Annotated in this window: 13 protein-coding genes; 5 read left to right on the top strand and 8 right to left on the bottom strand. The window is 71.1% G+C overall.

Annotated elements, in window-relative coordinates; translation table 11 throughout:
* Nucleotides 1-73: 73 nt before the first annotated feature.
* Entirely contained in the window at nt 74-1,744 is a 1,671-nt protein-coding gene (locus AB5J56_RS39495; RefSeq protein WP_369240343.1) for a protein kinase, read from the bottom strand.
* A gap of 547 nt (nt 1,745-2,291) precedes the next feature.
* Between AB5J56_RS39495 and AB5J56_RS39490 the strand changes: the two genes are divergently transcribed.
* Nucleotides 2,292-3,512, top strand: coding sequence for a metallophosphoesterase (locus tag AB5J56_RS39490; protein ID WP_369240341.1), 1,221 nt, complete (start codon nt 2,292-2,294; stop codon nt 3,510-3,512).
* Nucleotides 3,513-3,545: 33 nt separating this feature from the next.
* Here AB5J56_RS39490 and AB5J56_RS39485 read toward each other — a convergent pair whose 3' ends face one another.
* Nucleotides 3,546-3,734, bottom strand: a complete 189-nt coding sequence (locus tag AB5J56_RS39485) for a hypothetical protein (RefSeq protein ID WP_369240339.1) — start codon at nt 3,732-3,734, stop codon at nt 3,546-3,548.
* Nucleotides 3,731-4,156 carry a hypothetical protein gene (locus AB5J56_RS39480; protein WP_369240337.1) on the bottom strand — a complete coding sequence of 142 codons (426 nt, stop codon included), beginning with the start codon at nt 4,154-4,156 and terminating at the stop codon, nt 3,731-3,733. The genes AB5J56_RS39485 and AB5J56_RS39480 overlap by 4 nt, the downstream gene beginning before the upstream one ends.
* Before the next feature lie 113 nt (nt 4,157-4,269).
* Here AB5J56_RS39480 and AB5J56_RS39475 point away from each other — a divergent pair, with 113 nt between their 5' ends.
* The 4 genes from AB5J56_RS39475 to AB5J56_RS39460 are packed head-to-tail and all read left to right on the top strand — an operon-like array spanning nt 4,270 to nt 9,763.
* On the top strand, nt 4,270-5,640 hold the full coding sequence (locus AB5J56_RS39475) for a hypothetical protein (protein WP_369240335.1): 1,371 nt from the start codon (nt 4,270-4,272) through the stop codon (nt 5,638-5,640).
* Nucleotides 5,640-6,848 (top strand): hypothetical protein, encoded by a 1,209-nt coding sequence (locus AB5J56_RS39470; protein WP_369240333.1) that lies wholly within the window; start codon nt 5,640-5,642, stop codon nt 6,846-6,848. The genes AB5J56_RS39475 and AB5J56_RS39470 overlap by 1 nt, the downstream gene beginning before the upstream one ends.
* 3 nt (nt 6,849-6,851) lie before the next feature.
* Nucleotides 6,852-8,501, top strand: coding sequence for a hypothetical protein (locus tag AB5J56_RS39465; protein WP_369240331.1), 1,650 nt, complete (start codon nt 6,852-6,854; stop codon nt 8,499-8,501).
* 17 nt (nt 8,502-8,518) lie between these two features.
* Entirely contained in the window at nt 8,519-9,763 is a 1,245-nt protein-coding gene (locus tag AB5J56_RS39460; RefSeq protein ID WP_369240329.1) for a CHAT domain-containing protein, read from the top strand.
* On the opposite strand, the gene AB5J56_RS39455 is transcribed toward AB5J56_RS39460, so the two are convergent.
* The 5 genes from AB5J56_RS39455 to AB5J56_RS39435 all read right to left on the bottom strand — a co-directional run bounded on the left by AB5J56_RS39455 (nt 9,756) and on the right by AB5J56_RS39435 (nt 14,907).
* Entirely contained in the window at nt 9,756-10,631 is an 876-nt protein-coding gene (locus AB5J56_RS39455) for a DUF3592 domain-containing protein (protein ID WP_369240327.1), read from the bottom strand. The genes AB5J56_RS39460 and AB5J56_RS39455 overlap by 8 nt on opposite strands.
* Nucleotides 10,632-10,840: 209 nt before the next feature.
* A complete protein-coding gene (locus AB5J56_RS39450) occupies nt 10,841-11,020 on the bottom strand; it encodes a hypothetical protein (RefSeq protein WP_369243191.1) in 180 nt (59 codons plus the stop codon).
* Between the two features lie 94 nt (nt 11,021-11,114).
* Nucleotides 11,115-11,957, bottom strand: a complete 843-nt coding sequence (locus AB5J56_RS39445) for a maleylpyruvate isomerase family mycothiol-dependent enzyme (RefSeq protein WP_369240326.1) — start codon at nt 11,955-11,957, stop codon at nt 11,115-11,117.
* Between the two features lie 233 nt (nt 11,958-12,190).
* Nucleotides 12,191-13,495, bottom strand: coding sequence for a cellulose binding domain-containing protein (locus AB5J56_RS39440; protein ID WP_369240324.1), 1,305 nt, complete (start codon nt 13,493-13,495; stop codon nt 12,191-12,193).
* A 53-nt stretch (nt 13,496-13,548) separates the two neighbouring features.
* Nucleotides 13,549-14,907 (bottom strand): glycoside hydrolase family 43 protein, encoded by a 1,359-nt coding sequence (locus AB5J56_RS39435; RefSeq protein WP_369240322.1) that lies wholly within the window; start codon nt 14,905-14,907, stop codon nt 13,549-13,551.
* Nucleotides 14,908-14,925 lie beyond the last annotated feature (18 nt).

Here is a 14,925-nt window from a genome sequence, read left to right as displayed (position 1 = left end):
GCGTGAGCGTTTAGACGGGAGACCCATCGGGAGCGTGGTGGAGGCAGATCGCCGGCTCACGGGTCTCTCCCGCTCAGTTCTCGGCGGCGTTCACGTCGACGACCTTGCCCTTGGTGTCAGTCCTCAGGTATCCCGCCCGGCTGTACTTGTCGGTGAGGTAGACGCCCAAGCCGAACTCGGGGTAGAAGACGTTGGGCATCATCACCACGACGTACCGGTTCTCCGGGTCCTTGACGTTGAGCTTCTTGTCCGCCTCTTTCATGAGCGCGGGAACCTTGTCCCAGTTGAAGCGTTCGGGGGTGAAGGGCTTCTCGAGGCTGCTCAGGCTGCCGTCGATGATGCCTTTCTCCACGCCTTGGCCCGGGCGGTAGGTGTAGCTCTCGTACGCGACGTTGCTGCCGTTGACCATCACGTCCGCCGACACGTAGTCCGAGTAGGCGGTGAAGTCGCCGAACCGCTTGCGGCCGGTCTCCTTCTCGATCGCCTTGATGGCCGTGCGGATGTTGTCCGGAGTGAGCATGTCGGTGTTCGCGGACTGTGTCTCGGAGTCCTGCGACTTCTGGGAGGTGGGAGTGGCGCTCGGCGAGCTGGTGGCGGTGGAGGGCGAGCCGCCCGCGCCCGCGGAGTCGTTGCCGCCCAGGGGCAGCACCCACCACAACCCGGCGAGGACCCCGACGAGCGAGGTTCCCGAGAGGCTGAGCAGGACGGGCCGGGCGGGACCGCGTCTGCGGGGTGCACTCGCAGGGGCAGTGGGCGCGCCGGTCGGAGCGCCGCCGTAGGGGACGAAGGTGGGTGGGGAAGCGAGGTTCCCCGGGTGGGTTGTCGGGGTGGACAGGGGCGCCGGCGGGGTCAGTTGGTACGAGGTCGGCTCGTTCCGCGTGCTTGTGTGTCCGGTCGGATCCGCCTCGATCTCAGCCAGGCGTCGGTCGAGCACGGCGGCGGACAGGCGCGCCTCAGGGTCTCGTTGGAGGACATCCATCAGGACGGCGCTCAGGGGGCCGGCTTGCGTCGGCGGCGGGACGTCCTCGTGGAGGACCGCGGCGAGGGTGGCGAGGGTGGTGCCGCGGCGCAAGGGGTGGCGGCCCTCGACGGCGGTGTACAGCATCATCGCAAGGGACCACAGGTCGGAGGCGGCTCCGCCCTCGTGGCCGGCTATACGTTCGGGTGCCATGAAGTCGGCTGTGCCGATGATGGAGCCGGTGGCGGTGAGGTTGGTCGTCTCGCGGATCGCGGCGATGCCGAAGTCGGTGAGGACGGGTCGCCCGTCGGGCCGGAGCAGGACGTTGGCGGGTTTGACGTCCCGGTGCTGGATGTCGGCGTCGTGCGCCGCGGTCAGCGCCGCGAGGACGCCGCGGCCGATCCGTGCGGCCTCGGCCGGGTGCATGGGTCCACGGGCCAGGCGGTCGGCCAGAGAGCCGCCTGCGACCAGCTCCATCACGAGCCACGGGTACGTGCCTTCGCCGCCATCGACGATGTGGTGGATGGTGACGACGTTCGGGTGGTCGATCCGGGCCAGGGCCCGAGCCTCGCGCAGGACGCGTTCGCGCAGCATCCGTGCGCTGTCGGGGTCGTACTCGGCGAGGTCCCGATCGGGCGGACGGACCTCCTTGACGGCCACGAACCGGTGCAGAACCAGGTCCCTGGCTCGCCAGACCGTACCCATCCCACCGCCGCCGAGGCGGGCCTCCAACTCGAAGCGCCCGTCGACGACTCGTCTGGCGGGACCTCTTTCTGCCTCACTCATGGGCGGGAGCCTAGTTGGCGCCGACGACATCGCTCACCTGCCCCGCTACCAGACGCGACGGCTCCGTCCATCGGTGCGTGTCGCGAGGCCGGACATCCCGGCTGCGGCTTCGATCTCCAACCTGCGGACTGCGCATCGCGTGTTCCACGCCGCGCTGATTCGGGGAGCGCCGTTCCGGGGTGCCTTGCTCGGCGCCGTAGACGAGCAGGCGAGGGCCTGGCGTTCCAGTCGCGCGCGGGGCGGCGGGGCAACATCAGCCAGCCGTTGGTACGCCACGACCCGGGCCGGGAGCAGGCGCACACGTTCCTCACGGCGCCGGGCCCTGTCCATGACCTCGTCGACCAGCCCTCTGGGCCTCGCCCGCCCGACCACGCTGACCAAGCGGCATTGTCATCAGTCCCGGAGCACTTCAAGGTGTCCACCGCGAAGTCTTTCCATCCCGCAGCGAGCCCTTCGCCCGCGGGCCGCGCCCATGAACGCCCGTCCGCCCGGCCCGAGGCCGACCGGATACAGTGCGCGAGACGGCAGCCTGGTCAGAGAGGGAAGCGTGACCGACACCAACAACACTCGACCGGCCGACAGCGAAGTGCAAGCTCCGCGCCCGAGCCGAGTGCACCGCCTGATGCGCTTCATCCCCCTGATCGCCCCCGTCCTGCTGTGGGCCGTGCCCTGCTGGGTGCTCCTGCACGCCGGCCAGCACTGGCCGCTGCCCGTCACGCTGGTCGGCACCGTCCTGTTCGTCCTCGGCCTCGTCGGTATGCCGCTCGCGATGGTGCGCGGCCACGGCCGACGCCAGCAGGACCGGGCGGCGATCGTCGGTGACACTCTGCTGGGCACCAGCTGGGTTCTGTTCACGTGGTCCGTTCTGCTCGGCGTCTTCTTGCGGCTCGCCCTGACCGTGGCCGGCGTCGGCGAGAGCCAGGACCGGGCCCGAACCGTCACTTGGGCCGTCCTCGGCGTAACCGCCGTACTGCTCGCCTGGGGGTACGCCGAAGCCCGCCGCGTGCCACGCGTGCGCCGCCTCGACGTGCAACTCCCGAGGCTGGGTGCCGGGTTGGACGGAATCCGCGTCGTCCTCATCACCGACACCCACTACGGCCCCCTCGATCGCACTCGCTGGTCGGCGCGGGTGTGCGAGACGGTGAACACGCTGGAAGCCGACCTGGTCTGCCACACCGGCGACATCGCGGACGGCACGGCCGAACGCCGCCGCGCCCAGGCCGCCCCACTCGGAACCGTGCGAGCCAGCTGTGCCCGTGTCTACGTCACCGGCAACCACGAGTACTACAGCGAGGCCCAGGGCTGGGTCGACCTGATGGACGAGCTGGGCTGGGAACCGCTGCGCAACCGCCATCTGCTGCTCGAACGCGGCGGCGACACCCTCGTGGTCGCCGGCGTGGACGACGTGACCGCCGAATCCTCCGGCCTGGCCGGCCACCGCGCCTACCTCGCCGGAGCCCTGGACAGCGCCGACCCCGATCTCCCCGTTCTGCTCCTGGCTCACCAGCCGAAGTTCGTCGACCAGGCAGCAGACGCGGGCATCGACCTGCAACTCTCCGGCCACACCCACGGCGGCCAGATCTGGCCCTTCCACCACCTGGTCCGCATCGACCAGCCCGCCGTCGCCGGCCTCAGCCACCACGGCCCCCGCACCCTCCTCTACACCAGCCGCGGCACCGGCTTCTGGGGCCCGCCGTTCCGCGTCTTCGCCCCCAGCGAGATCACCCTGCTCGTACTCCGCTCCCCGCACCTGCCCACCTCGCCATAGTTGTCGTTCCGGCGGCGTGCGTCGGCATCCTGCTCATCGAGGTGAGGCCGGTGGCTTCCGGTGCCTCCGGGAACTTCCACGTCGGTTGCACGGGCACCGCCTGCGACGGCGCCGGATGTGCAGGCGGTGCGCGTCGCCGAAGCCGAACAACTCCAGCACCCGGCCGTCGAAGGTGAGCAGGGTGGTGTCGCTCTCCGGCACTTCGTACGGCAGTGTCGTCACGGCGTCACTCCGTCTCCCGCGTAGAGGTAACCGCCGCGGTTGGCGGGATCCGCGACAAGCAGTACCTGATCACCGACGCGGGGGATGCGCAGTTTCGAAACGATGGTCTGGAGCGTGATCGGGTCGGCGGTGCCCCCGGTCAGTTGGAGGACCAGGTCGACGACCGGGTCGAAGTTGACCATCTTGCCGGTGTCGCTGATCGACACGACGACGGCGGGGACCGTCGGTACGCCCATGGCGAGCAACTGCTGCACAGTGGCACCGGATTGGTACGCGCCGAGCGACTGCTGGAGCTTGGCGTAGTCCTCGCCGCCGAGCGTCGCGCGCGTCATGCGGCCGTAGAAACCCTTGCCGCCGGCCACCTGCTCCGCGATCTTGGCGGCCTTCTCCTCGCGGCTCCTGCCCTTGCCGAAGATTCCCATGCTGTGCCTGCCCTTCCGGTCCGTTCTGCCTGGTGGTGTGGACGTTAGGAGGCGGGCAGCGCCTACCGATCCCAGGTTCGACCGCCAGTTCCCCCAGGACGTACGCTCTGCCCATGCCGTCCCCGAGCCAGCCGTCGACCGGCGAGCGCCGTCCGCGCGCCATGGTCATCGACCGGGCCTGGCGCGGCCTCGGGCCGGGTCCCCAGGCGCTGAGCGGGCCCGGTGGCGCGCCGTTGACCCGGACGGTCAAGCTGATCGTGCTGCCGCTGATCGTCCGGCCCGCGCTGCGTCCGGAGCTCGCCGCCGACTTCCTCGACGCGCGGGAGGTGGAGCAACTCGACGCGCTGATACGGGAGTCCGGTGCGGTTCTGGAGGCGACGGCACGGTGGTTCACGCTGCTGAAGAAGACCCGCCGGGCACTGGGAATCGTGGCGGGCAACCCCCAGGACCTGTATTTCCAGCGGTGCTTCGAGCTCGCGACCGAGCACGGGGCGCCGGGGCCCGACGCGGACGCGGTGGCGAGGGCGGTACTCGAAGACGTCGTGGACTCTTCCGGCGGACGGACGGTGGAGGCCCTGAAGGAGCATCTGGCGGACTCCGCCCGGCGCGCCCGGCTCGACGTCGAGCTGGAAGCGGCGTGGGACGGGCGCGAAGCCGTACCGGGCGCCGCCGATACGGGCCTGGCGGCCGAGGTTCTCGAAGCCTGCGGTGCGGCGGGGGCTGATTCGCCTGCCTTCGCCGCCATGGTCCGGGCCGGGCACGGCAGTCTGCTCGGGCGAGCCCTGTGGGCGGCGCACCCGGCCGACGTCTGGGACCGCTCCGACGTACCCCCGCACCTCGGACTGACCGCGCACCGCGTGCCACCGCGCCCCGAGGTCGGCCGCAGCGCCTCGACCGCCACGCTGCCGGCGCCGTTCGACCGCACGCTCTTCGAACGGCTCTTCACCGTGCTCCAGGCGTCGACCCACCGCGAGCAATTGCCGACCGTGCCGGAGCTCGTCCGGCGGGAGGCCGGCCGCAGCTGCGCCCCGCTGGGCCTGTGCGACGAGAGCCTGCGCGTCACCGTCGTGCTCGGCGGCCGACTCGCGGTGGGCCTCGATCCCCTGGGTGCCGGGACCTCCGTGGCGGGGTCGACGGCAGCACACCGCATCGTCAACAGCCGCTGGCAGCGGGAGGCTTCGGTCCTTAGAGCCCGCAGGATGACCGTCTCTCCCCGCCCCGACCCGGACGGCGGTGTGCTGGGCGCCCTCGCCCAGGACCTGCGCACCCCTTGGACCGCGTACATGCGGCGCCTCTGGGTACGGCTGCACGGGCGCGACGTCCGCGACGCGGCACTGCCCGACGCGGCAGCGGCCTGGGGCGTGCTCGACGGGGTCGCCCGCTCGGTGATGATGGATCACCGCGCACGAGTCCGTACGGCATTGCGCACCCTGTCGGCGACCACCGCGACCGCCGCACCCGCCGCCGAGCCGAGGAGCGCGTGATGCCTGTACGGCGCTGTGCCATCACGAGAGCCGAGGACGGCACCGTGCGACTCGCGGAACCCTCCGCCGGGCCCGCCTTCACCCGGGCCGTTCTCGATGTCGCGGGCGCCGTCCTGACCTGGCCCGTCCTCGGTCCAACAGGTCTGCCGGCAGCGGAGATTCACGACGTGGGGCAGGCCCAGCAGTGGCTGTGGGCGGTCTACGGCGAGCGTACGGCCGCCGCTGTCGACGCCGTCGCGTCGGGAACGCCGACCACCGAACCGACCCTGCTCGAGCAGCCGACCGCCCTCGCCGAGGCTGCCGCCCGCCTCGCCCTCGGGCACTGGGCGGCCCGCTGGTGGCCGACGTCGTACCTGGACGGGACTGCGGCGCTCGAACCGGACGTACTGGGGCTGGAGTTGGCCGCGCTGACCCACGAATGCCAGCAACTCCTCGACGAGTCAGGGGAGGTGGAGGGTGTCGAACTGCTGGAGGAGCACCTGGCCGCGCTCGACCCGCTGATCCGTTGGCGGCAGTCGGCGGCCCCGCCTCGCCAACTGGACCGTGTCCTAAGGCTGATCGATGACGCGGCCGACAACGCGGGGCTGGACGGGGAGGCACTACGGCGCCTGCGGTCGGCCCTGGAACAGGACCACGGGCCGACCGCCACGCTGCTCGACCTCGCCGAACTCTTCGTCCGGCGGCAGGAGTTCGCCCTCGCGGCCGGCAGTCTCCGCACCGCGACCGCCCGCGTGATCGCCCGGGGCTCGGGGACCAACGACTGGTGCCGCTATCCTCCCGGCTTCGTCGACGCGGCCGAGGAGGCCGTGTCCTGGACGGCGTACGCGCTCGGCGCCGGGCGGCGGCTCGAGGTCGAGGTCGTCGCCGACATCGCGGCCCCCGTGGGCGGGGTGCACCTCGCGGCGGAGGTCCACGTGGACGGCGGCCCGCCGAACCGCGTTCCGCTGGCCAGGCGGGACGACGTGTGGGCCGGCCGGGCGGACCTGGACATCCCGGCCTCGACGACACCGAGCATCGAAGTCGGCATCCTGCTGCCGGGGTTCGACCCGGGACCGGGTACCGATGACCGCGCGGCACGTGAGGCGGTACGAGCCCTGGCCCGGCACCGGCTCGGCGTCGCGGCGGCACCGCACGACGGCCAGGCCGCACACCCGGACCCGTTCCTCGCCGAGATCGTGGCCGCCGCTGCCGTGGAGGAGGACTTCTAGCTTATGCCGGAGGACACGGAAGACCCTCAAGACCCTCAAGACGCAGCGGAACAGGAAGAGCAGGCGGCGGGGCTCAGCTACGGCGAACCCTTCGACAGCGGCTTCGCGCTCGCCGAACGCCATCAACTCACCCCGGATCTCCCGGCAGCGCTGGCCGTCTACGGCGAACTCCTCGCCGTGGCCGAGTCGTTCGAGGACTCCCCCGACGTACAGCTCCTGCGCGGGCACCTGTTGTCCGACATCGGGACGGTTCAGCTCGCGGCCACGGAGCTGCCTGGGGCGGCCCTGTCCATCGGGCGGTCACTCGATCTGGTGCGGGGCATCGCGTCCGTGCCGATGGGACCGAACGGCCGCCAGCTGTGGCTGGAAGTCCTGTTGAAGACACTGCTGGCCAGGGCCGAACTGCTGCGCAGAACCGGGCAGTTCGACCAGGCGCAGGAGGCGGTGGACGAGGCGACGGCCCTTCTGTCCGAGTTCTGCGACCCCGAGGGGCTGCGCACCGCCGAGATCGGCCTGAGCCGGGTGCATCTGCTGATGGACCGCAACGCCTGGGGCGCGGCCGAGGAGCTGGCCACCGCGCTGCTCGCCGACGCACCACTGGCCGAGCCGTATCTGCTGGACTGTCTGGGGGTCGTCTGCGCCTCGACCGTGCGGTTCGAGCAGGCGGAGGACTACTTCGCCCGCGCGGAGGAGGCCTATCTGGCGCTGGGCCACCACGCGGGGCGCCAACAGGTGCTCTCCCACCGGGCGTACGCGGCACTGCGGGCCGGCGGCCTCGACCGCGCGGAGGAGTTGTACGCGGAGGCCGCCGAGGTCTTCGAACGGCAGGGCCAGGCCGAGGACTTGGCGGTCTGCGAGCAGGCCCGTGCCGCCATCGCCGCACACCGCGGGGACGCGGCCGGCGCCGCCGCTCTGACGGCGTCCAGCCTGGCCCGCTTCCAGCAGGTCGGTGCCGCGATCGCCGCCGCCGACACCATGCTGCTGGGCGCCCGGCACGCGTACGAGCGGGGCGACATCGATGAGATGAAGCGGCTGGCCCAGGGCGCGCGGGACGTGTACCAGGAGCGCGGGGTGTACGAGCGGTGCGCCCAGGTGGACCTGATGCTCGCGCGAACTCTTGAGGACAACCTGAACCGGACCGACCACGGCGTCCACGAACGCACCTCGCTGGCCAACGCGCTCTCCCTCGCCCTGCCCGCCGCCCTGACACTGGAAGCGGCCCGCTACGACTTCGCCACCGCCCACGCCCGCAGCCAGTGGCTCCAACTGGCTGACGAAGCCATGCAGTTGGTCTTCCGCCTGGCCCTCCGTAGCAACGACCAGGGGCTGATCTTCGAGCTGGTGGAACACCGGTGCGCGGGCGCCGCCCTGGCACTGAACCGCCCGTCCGCCGCCGACAAGGCGGCGGTCTTCCCGGACGCCGCCATGAAGACGTACGCCCCCGATGACGGCGCTCCCCTGACGCTGGGCGGGATCGCGGCCGAGGCCGCCGCCTCCGTCGGCCTGCGGGTCGCACCGCCGCCGAGGATCGTGATGTCGGCGGAGGCGGGCGGCCGTACCGCGCTCCAGGAGTACGTCCAGGCGGCCGAGTTCCGCTATCACCGGCGGATCGTGAGCGAGGAAGAGGTGCCGTTCTGTCCGCCGACGATCTGACCGACCGGAACCGTCCGGTGGTCCAGGTCCGCCTCGCCGACGCCGGTGACCTGCACATGACCTGGACGTGGGCCCGTGGGGCGCAGGGCTTCGGCACCGGGTACACCCCGGAGCCGGACGTGGACGAGGCGATCCGCGCGCTGGCCGCCGAACTGCCGGGCGGCGGTGCGGAAGGCATGCGGCGCGTGTTCGAGTCCGGCGCGCTGGCCACGTACGAGGAAGAGCGCCGCCTCTCCCGCATGCTGGCCGAGGTGCTGTGGCCGCCGGGCCTGACCGACCAGATCCGCCAGGTGTCCGCCCACCTGGGCCGTCCGCTGATGCGGCTCCAGCCGTCACCCCGGGTCGCCCAGGTCCCGTGGGAGCTGCTGGCCGTGGACGGCGACGACAGCGACGTACGGCTGATCGACCTCGTGGACATCGCCACCACGGCACCGGCATCGCTACGACGGGCAGGCACCACCCCGACCGATCAGAACCCGGACTCGGACACCGTGGTTCTCGTCCTGGACCCCCGCGTCCCCGGCTTCCGCGCCGACTCCCCGCTCGGCTCGGTCCTGGGGCAGCCCGGCTCGGACCCGGCGCTGCTGTCCCTCGTACAGCGGAGGCTCGACGCGGGCACCGTCGTACCGTCCGTCGCCACCCCCGCCGAGGCCTTCCGCCGCACCGACCTCGACCGCGACCGGCTGGGCGAGGCGCTGCGCAAGGGTGCCCGTCGCCTGATGTACGTCGGTCACGTCAGCGGCGCCCCGGTCGCGGGCGGGCAGAGCGAGGACGTCACTCTCCATCTGTGCTGCGGCCCGGAGACCACGGGTATGGCCGAACCGGTGCGGACCCACCGCCCGTTGTCCGCCAAGGACCTTCTCCTGGGCACGCTTCCGCTGCGCGCGGACGGCGTACCGGGCGCTCAACTCTGGCCCGCACCACCGCGCGTCGCGCTGATCGCCTGCGAGAGCGGCGGCGATCTCCGCTTCGCCGAGTCCTTCGGCCTGGCGACGGCGATGATCCACAACGGCGCCCAACTGGTCACCGCCACCCGTTGGGTGCTCCCCACCAGCTTCGCCTTCCACCGCCTGGCCGGTCTGCCGGAGTCCGTACGGCCACTCACGGAGGCCGTGGTCGCCGTGGACGCGGCCCACGAGGACCACGACCCGGTCCGCCGGCTCGGCGCCTGGCAGCGACAGCAGCTCGACCAGTGGCGCACCGACGGCCACATCGAGCACTCACCCCTCCTCTGGGCGGCCCTGACCTGCATCGTCAGGTAAAGGGCCAGGGGTGGTGGAGGCAGTAACCGCCCACCCCGATCGCGGCGATCCCGGTGACCAGCAGGGAGACGACGAACCGGATGTGCGACGTGCGCTCACGGCGTTCGTGGTCGGGGTCGGCGGTGAGGAGGGACGGGTCGGCGGGCGCGTAACGGAGGGGGATGTCACGGCCGAGGGACGCGGCGATGTCCCGGATACCCTGCACACACAGCGCCGTGACCTCGACGCCCTCGTGGGTGGTGAAGGCGACGACGGAGGCGTGGCTGACGCTCTCGACGCCTTCGGCGTCGGTGTGGACGTCCCTGGTGACGGCGACCACTCGGCCCTGGACGGTGACGCCCTCGGCCAGTTGAGCAGCGCGGGCGCGGGCGTACTCGCCGTCCCGGCTCAGTGCGACGACGAGGAGCAGCAGGCCACCGACGCAGATCAGCCCCCACTGCCAGCCCCACGCGAAGAACGACTGGACGACCAGTCCCAACACCAGCAGGATCACCATGCAGTTCGGCCCGCCGACCCCGGAGGTCCGCCCCTCGCTGTCCAGCATGAGAGAGAACCGCTCCGGCCGCCGCCGCGGAAACCGGACCGGGAACTCCTGCCCCACCCAGGCCACTTGCACCCGGTCGCCACGCTTGTTCTCGTGCCGCAGCCTGAACTCCCGCCCGGTGCCGGGGTCCTGGTACACGATCGTCACCGGTATCCCGTGCTCCCCCGACTCACCGTGTCCCGGCGGATCCACCTCCACGACCCGAGCCGTCACCCACACCGCCCGCTGCGGCCGGGTCAGCCCGGCCAGCGAACACGCATAACCCACCAACGCCAGCCCCGCGGGCACCGTCCACCACAGCCCGAGCATCTTCTGCAGGTCCATGCGGCGAGGCTCTCGCTGCCGGGACTTCTACCGATCCCAGGTCGGGAAGGCGCGGACGTTGGCCCCGTACCGCCCGCGTTGTCGGACAGGGCCGGGGGTGAGGGGCACCCGCGGCCAGGCCAACCGTCCACACGGCCCGCCTTCGACCCGCGGGGATCCATGTCTGTCCGCGCGTTCACCGTCGTCGCACGGTTCGCGGACAGCCGCCATCATGCGGGCGCCGAAGAGACGATCACGATCCGGACCATGCCCTGGCCGAGGGCCTGCCCGAGTCCACCGAGTCGTGAGCCGATCTTCTGTGCGACTGCCGCCGCCGGGGCACGCGCGACCCCGAACTCGTCGTCGGCGACGGCGCGACGGACCGGTGAAAGGCGCCGTCCGATGGACATCGGCGAAGCCCGGGGAACCGGCACCGAGAACCGCCGCATCGAAGGCGCCCGGACCAAACTCAAGCAAGCCGGGCTTGGCACAGGAAGGCCAAGGTCAGGGTGCGTCGAACAGGGTGGGGAAGCGGGGGGCGAGCCAGGGTTTGCGGCCCCAGGCGAGCACGCCTCCGCGCGCCATGGCCTGCCACGGGCCCAGACGTCCCAGCGCGATGAGAAGAAAGGCGACCGGCTCGGTGAGGATGGTGCAGTCCGAGCGCTCCGGCGGGTCAGGAAGCACCTCGACCGTGCCGTCGGTGAAGGTGACGCCGAATGCCGCGCCGCCTCGGAGGCGCAAGGTGTAGCGGGCCGTCAGCGCGGACGTGGCTGCGATGCGCGGCATCGCCGTCTTCAGGAACGGCAGGCACAGCCCGACCCGCATTTCGTTGATCATGTGCGGCCGACGCAGCCCACGGGCGAGATCGTAACCGTGGCCCAGCATGTGGGTCAGCAGGTACGAGGCGAGTACGTCCTGGTCCATGGGACCGAGCGGGGTCAGGAGCGTCCGGTCCGCGGTCCCGGCCGCCACGGCTCGGTCCACCGCGTCCAGGAACCCGTCGGCCTGCTCCACGAGCATCACGGCCAGCGGTTCCGCCCCGCGCTCGGGAAACTCGATGAGACTCTGCGCATTGGCCGCCGCGATGCTCTGCGGTGTGCCGTCCCCGTAGAGGCGTTCTTGGCCGGACGCGAGATCGGCCATCAGGCCGTTGGCGAGTGCCAGGTGGGCGGCCGTCTCGCCGACGGTCCACTCCAACCCCGGTACGGGAACGGTCATGTCCGTCGCACCGTCCAGGAGCGCGGCGATGGCCCTGGCGGTCTCCCGTATCGCCTGACCGAGCCCTTCCGGCAGGGAGTCCCTGGTGCTCGACCGCGTTCCCTGCTCCACGCCGCTCGTTCTCCTCATGTCTCCGTGATCACGCACTTGTAGCGCGGTACAAAACCAGACCCACCGGTCCGGGGCAAGGGTCCTGGACGCCCGTATGTCGAACACTGCGCGCGACTTCGCCGGCACCAAGCTGGCAGACCTTGGCGGTTCGACCGTGCAGGCCCTCACCAACACCTGGGTCCGCTGGACAATGCCCTCACCGTGGTACACCGGCGGTGCCTGCAGGCCCCGGCACACCACCCGGATGTGCGTCACTTCGGCGCCGCACTCCCCGTGACGGCGCAGGCCGTGCCGTTGAGGGCGTAGGAGCTCGGCGGAGCGGTGTTGCCGGTGTGGGTCGCCTGGAAGCCGATGTCGACCGACGCGCCTGGAGCGATGGTGGCGTTGTGGGCGACGTTCCTGGCCGTCACCTGGCCGGAGGCGGGCGAGTAGCCGGCGTTCCAGCCGGAGGTGATGGTCTGGCCGCCGGGCAGGGTGAAGACGAGGGACCAGCCGTCGATCGCGGTGGTGCCGGTGTTGGCGATGATGATGTTCGACGTCAGGCCGGTGTTCCAGGCGCTGACGGTGCTGGTGACCCGGCAGGTCGCCGTCCCCGGCGGCGGGTCGGAGGTCTGGAACTGCGTGAAGAACTTCCACACCTCCTGCGGCACCCAGGTGGATCCGCTGTCCCCTGGAGCCCCGTCCCGCGGAGCGGCGATGTGCCCTTCGTCGAAGGCGGCCCAGGCGACCGGATGTCCGGCCGAGCAGCCCGCGTAGGTGGTGACCCGGTGCGTCAGGCTGCCCTGGGCCGGCTCCGGCGGAGTCTGGGGGGTGCAGCCGTTGTTCCTGACGAACCTGTCCCGCAACTCCCGTCCGCCGGAGATGCCGAGGACGTTGTCACGCAGGCCGTGCACCCCGAGGTACGCGATGGGCTGGGTGCCGCCGCTGCATCCGCTGAGCTGCCCGCCGCTCTGGACGGCGACCGCGCGGAAGACCGTCGCGCGGGAGCAGGCCAGGGCGTACGACATGGCGGCGCCGTAGCTGAAGCCGAGGGCGAAGCGCTGTGTCGTGTCGACGCACAGGTCGGTCTCGATGCGCCGGAGGATGTCGTCGACGAGGGTGACGTCCTCGCCACCGGCATTGGCCCAGCCGTTGTTGAGCCCTTGGGGTGCGACGAAGATGGTGCTGTTGTTCGCCAGTCGTTGGAGTCCGTAGTAGGCCCAGGTGCCCGTTTCCACGGTGCGGCCGGTGGCGACGTCGGTGGAGGTGCCGCCCAGCCAGTGGAACCCGAAGACCAGCCGGTAGGCGTGATTGCGGTCGTAGCCGTCCGGGACCCGCAGGATGAAGGTACGGCTCTTGCCGCCGCTCTGGATCGTGTAGGTGCCGCTCGTCAGGGTGGGAGCCTTGCCGCACCCTGCGGTCGGGGCGGCGGCGCCGGCGCGCGCGGCGACCGTTTCGGGGGCCGTGAGCGACGTGTTCGCGCCGTGAGCGCTGCTGCCGACTGCCGTTCCTCCGGTGGCCAGGACGAGCAGCGCCGCCAGCACGGCGCCCCATAAGGGATGTCTTTTCCCTTTCATGGCAAATCCCCTTTCTCTGTTGGATCTACGCCATCTGCAGACAGGGGGCTGGGTCACCGTCGTGCAGCCACAGCGCCAACGGGGGTGAACTGCCACCAGTTCATGTTGAGCAGATAGCCGCTGCCGCCGGTGAAACGAAGGTAGAGGTCCTGGGTCCCGGTGGCGCCGCTGACCGGGCAGGTCACCGTCGTCCAGGCCTGCCAGCCACCGGTGTTGGGCACGCCGCACCGGCCCACGACCGGTCCGTTCAGACCGCCGAGCCGCACTTCGACGGTGCCGCTGCCGGTGGTCGAGGCGACGCGTGCGCGAAAGGAGGAGGCGCCGGTCCCGAAGGCCACGCCCTTGACCTTGATGGAGTCGCCGTTCTCGATCCAGCCGACGTTCATTCCGCCTTCACTGGACGGTTCGGTCTCGATCCCGGAACCCCAGGCGATGGTCTCGGCTTCCTGGCGCACGTACGGATCGAGCGTGCCGGCCTGTGGAGCGCCCGTGCCTGTCATGGTGATCGTGGGGATGGTGCCGTCGGCGTTGTAGGAGAACTTCTCCACCGCGACGGAACGGGTGTAGCCGCCTCCGCCCGGGAGTGCGCCGTTGTGGTAGAAGAAGTACGAGTTGCCCTTGAAGTCCACGATCCCCGGGTGGTTGGTGAAGCTGCCGCCCTGGGTCGGCATGACCGTCCCCCGGTAGGTCCACGGGCCGGTGGGAACGGGCGCCGTGGAGTAGGCGATGAACTCCGAGCAGCACTTGGCCGCGAACACCAGGTAGTACAGACCGCCCCGTTTGTAGACCCACGGGCCTTCCTCGAACAGTGTGGGGCGGTTGGGGTCACCGGTGCGGGTGCCGAACCCCGCGGTGGTGAGCGGGATCTTGGTGGGGCTGCCCGAGTAGGACGTCATGTCGGCGTTGAGCCTGACGTACCACAGGTTCGGGTTGCCCCAGTACAGGTAGGCCTGGCCGTCGTCGTCGATGAAGACGGTCGGGTCGAACTCGCCGTTCTCCACCAGCGGGTGGCCGAGGGCGTCCCGGAACGGTCCGGTGGGGCTGTCCGACACCGCCACGCCGATGGCCATTCTGCCGGTCGCCCGGGTTTTCACCGGCACGTACCAGTAGAACTTGCCGCCCCGTTGGACGGCTTGGCCCGCCCACGCGTCGGCGGACGCCCAGCTGAAGGTGGCCAGGCTGAGCGGCGAGCCGTGGTCGGTCCAGTTGACCATGTCGGCGGAGGACCACACCCGCCAGTCCTTCATGGTGAAGTAGGTGGAGCCGTCCTCGTCGTGTCCGGTGTAGAGGTAGACCCGCCCGTTGTACACCAGCGGGGCCGGGTCGGCTGTGTAGACGTGCTGCACGATCGGGTTGTCGGCCCTGGCCACCGTGGGCTGCACAGCGGCGGGGACGACGGCGAACGCCAGCACGAGGGCCAAGGTCCAGGC

It is taken from the genome of Streptomyces sp. R21 (assembly GCF_041051975.1).
Lineage (GTDB): Bacteria > Actinomycetota > Actinomycetes > Streptomycetales > Streptomycetaceae > Streptomyces.
The sequence above is the reverse complement of the archived record's forward strand: the minus strand, read 5'-3'. Positions and strand labels throughout refer to the sequence as shown.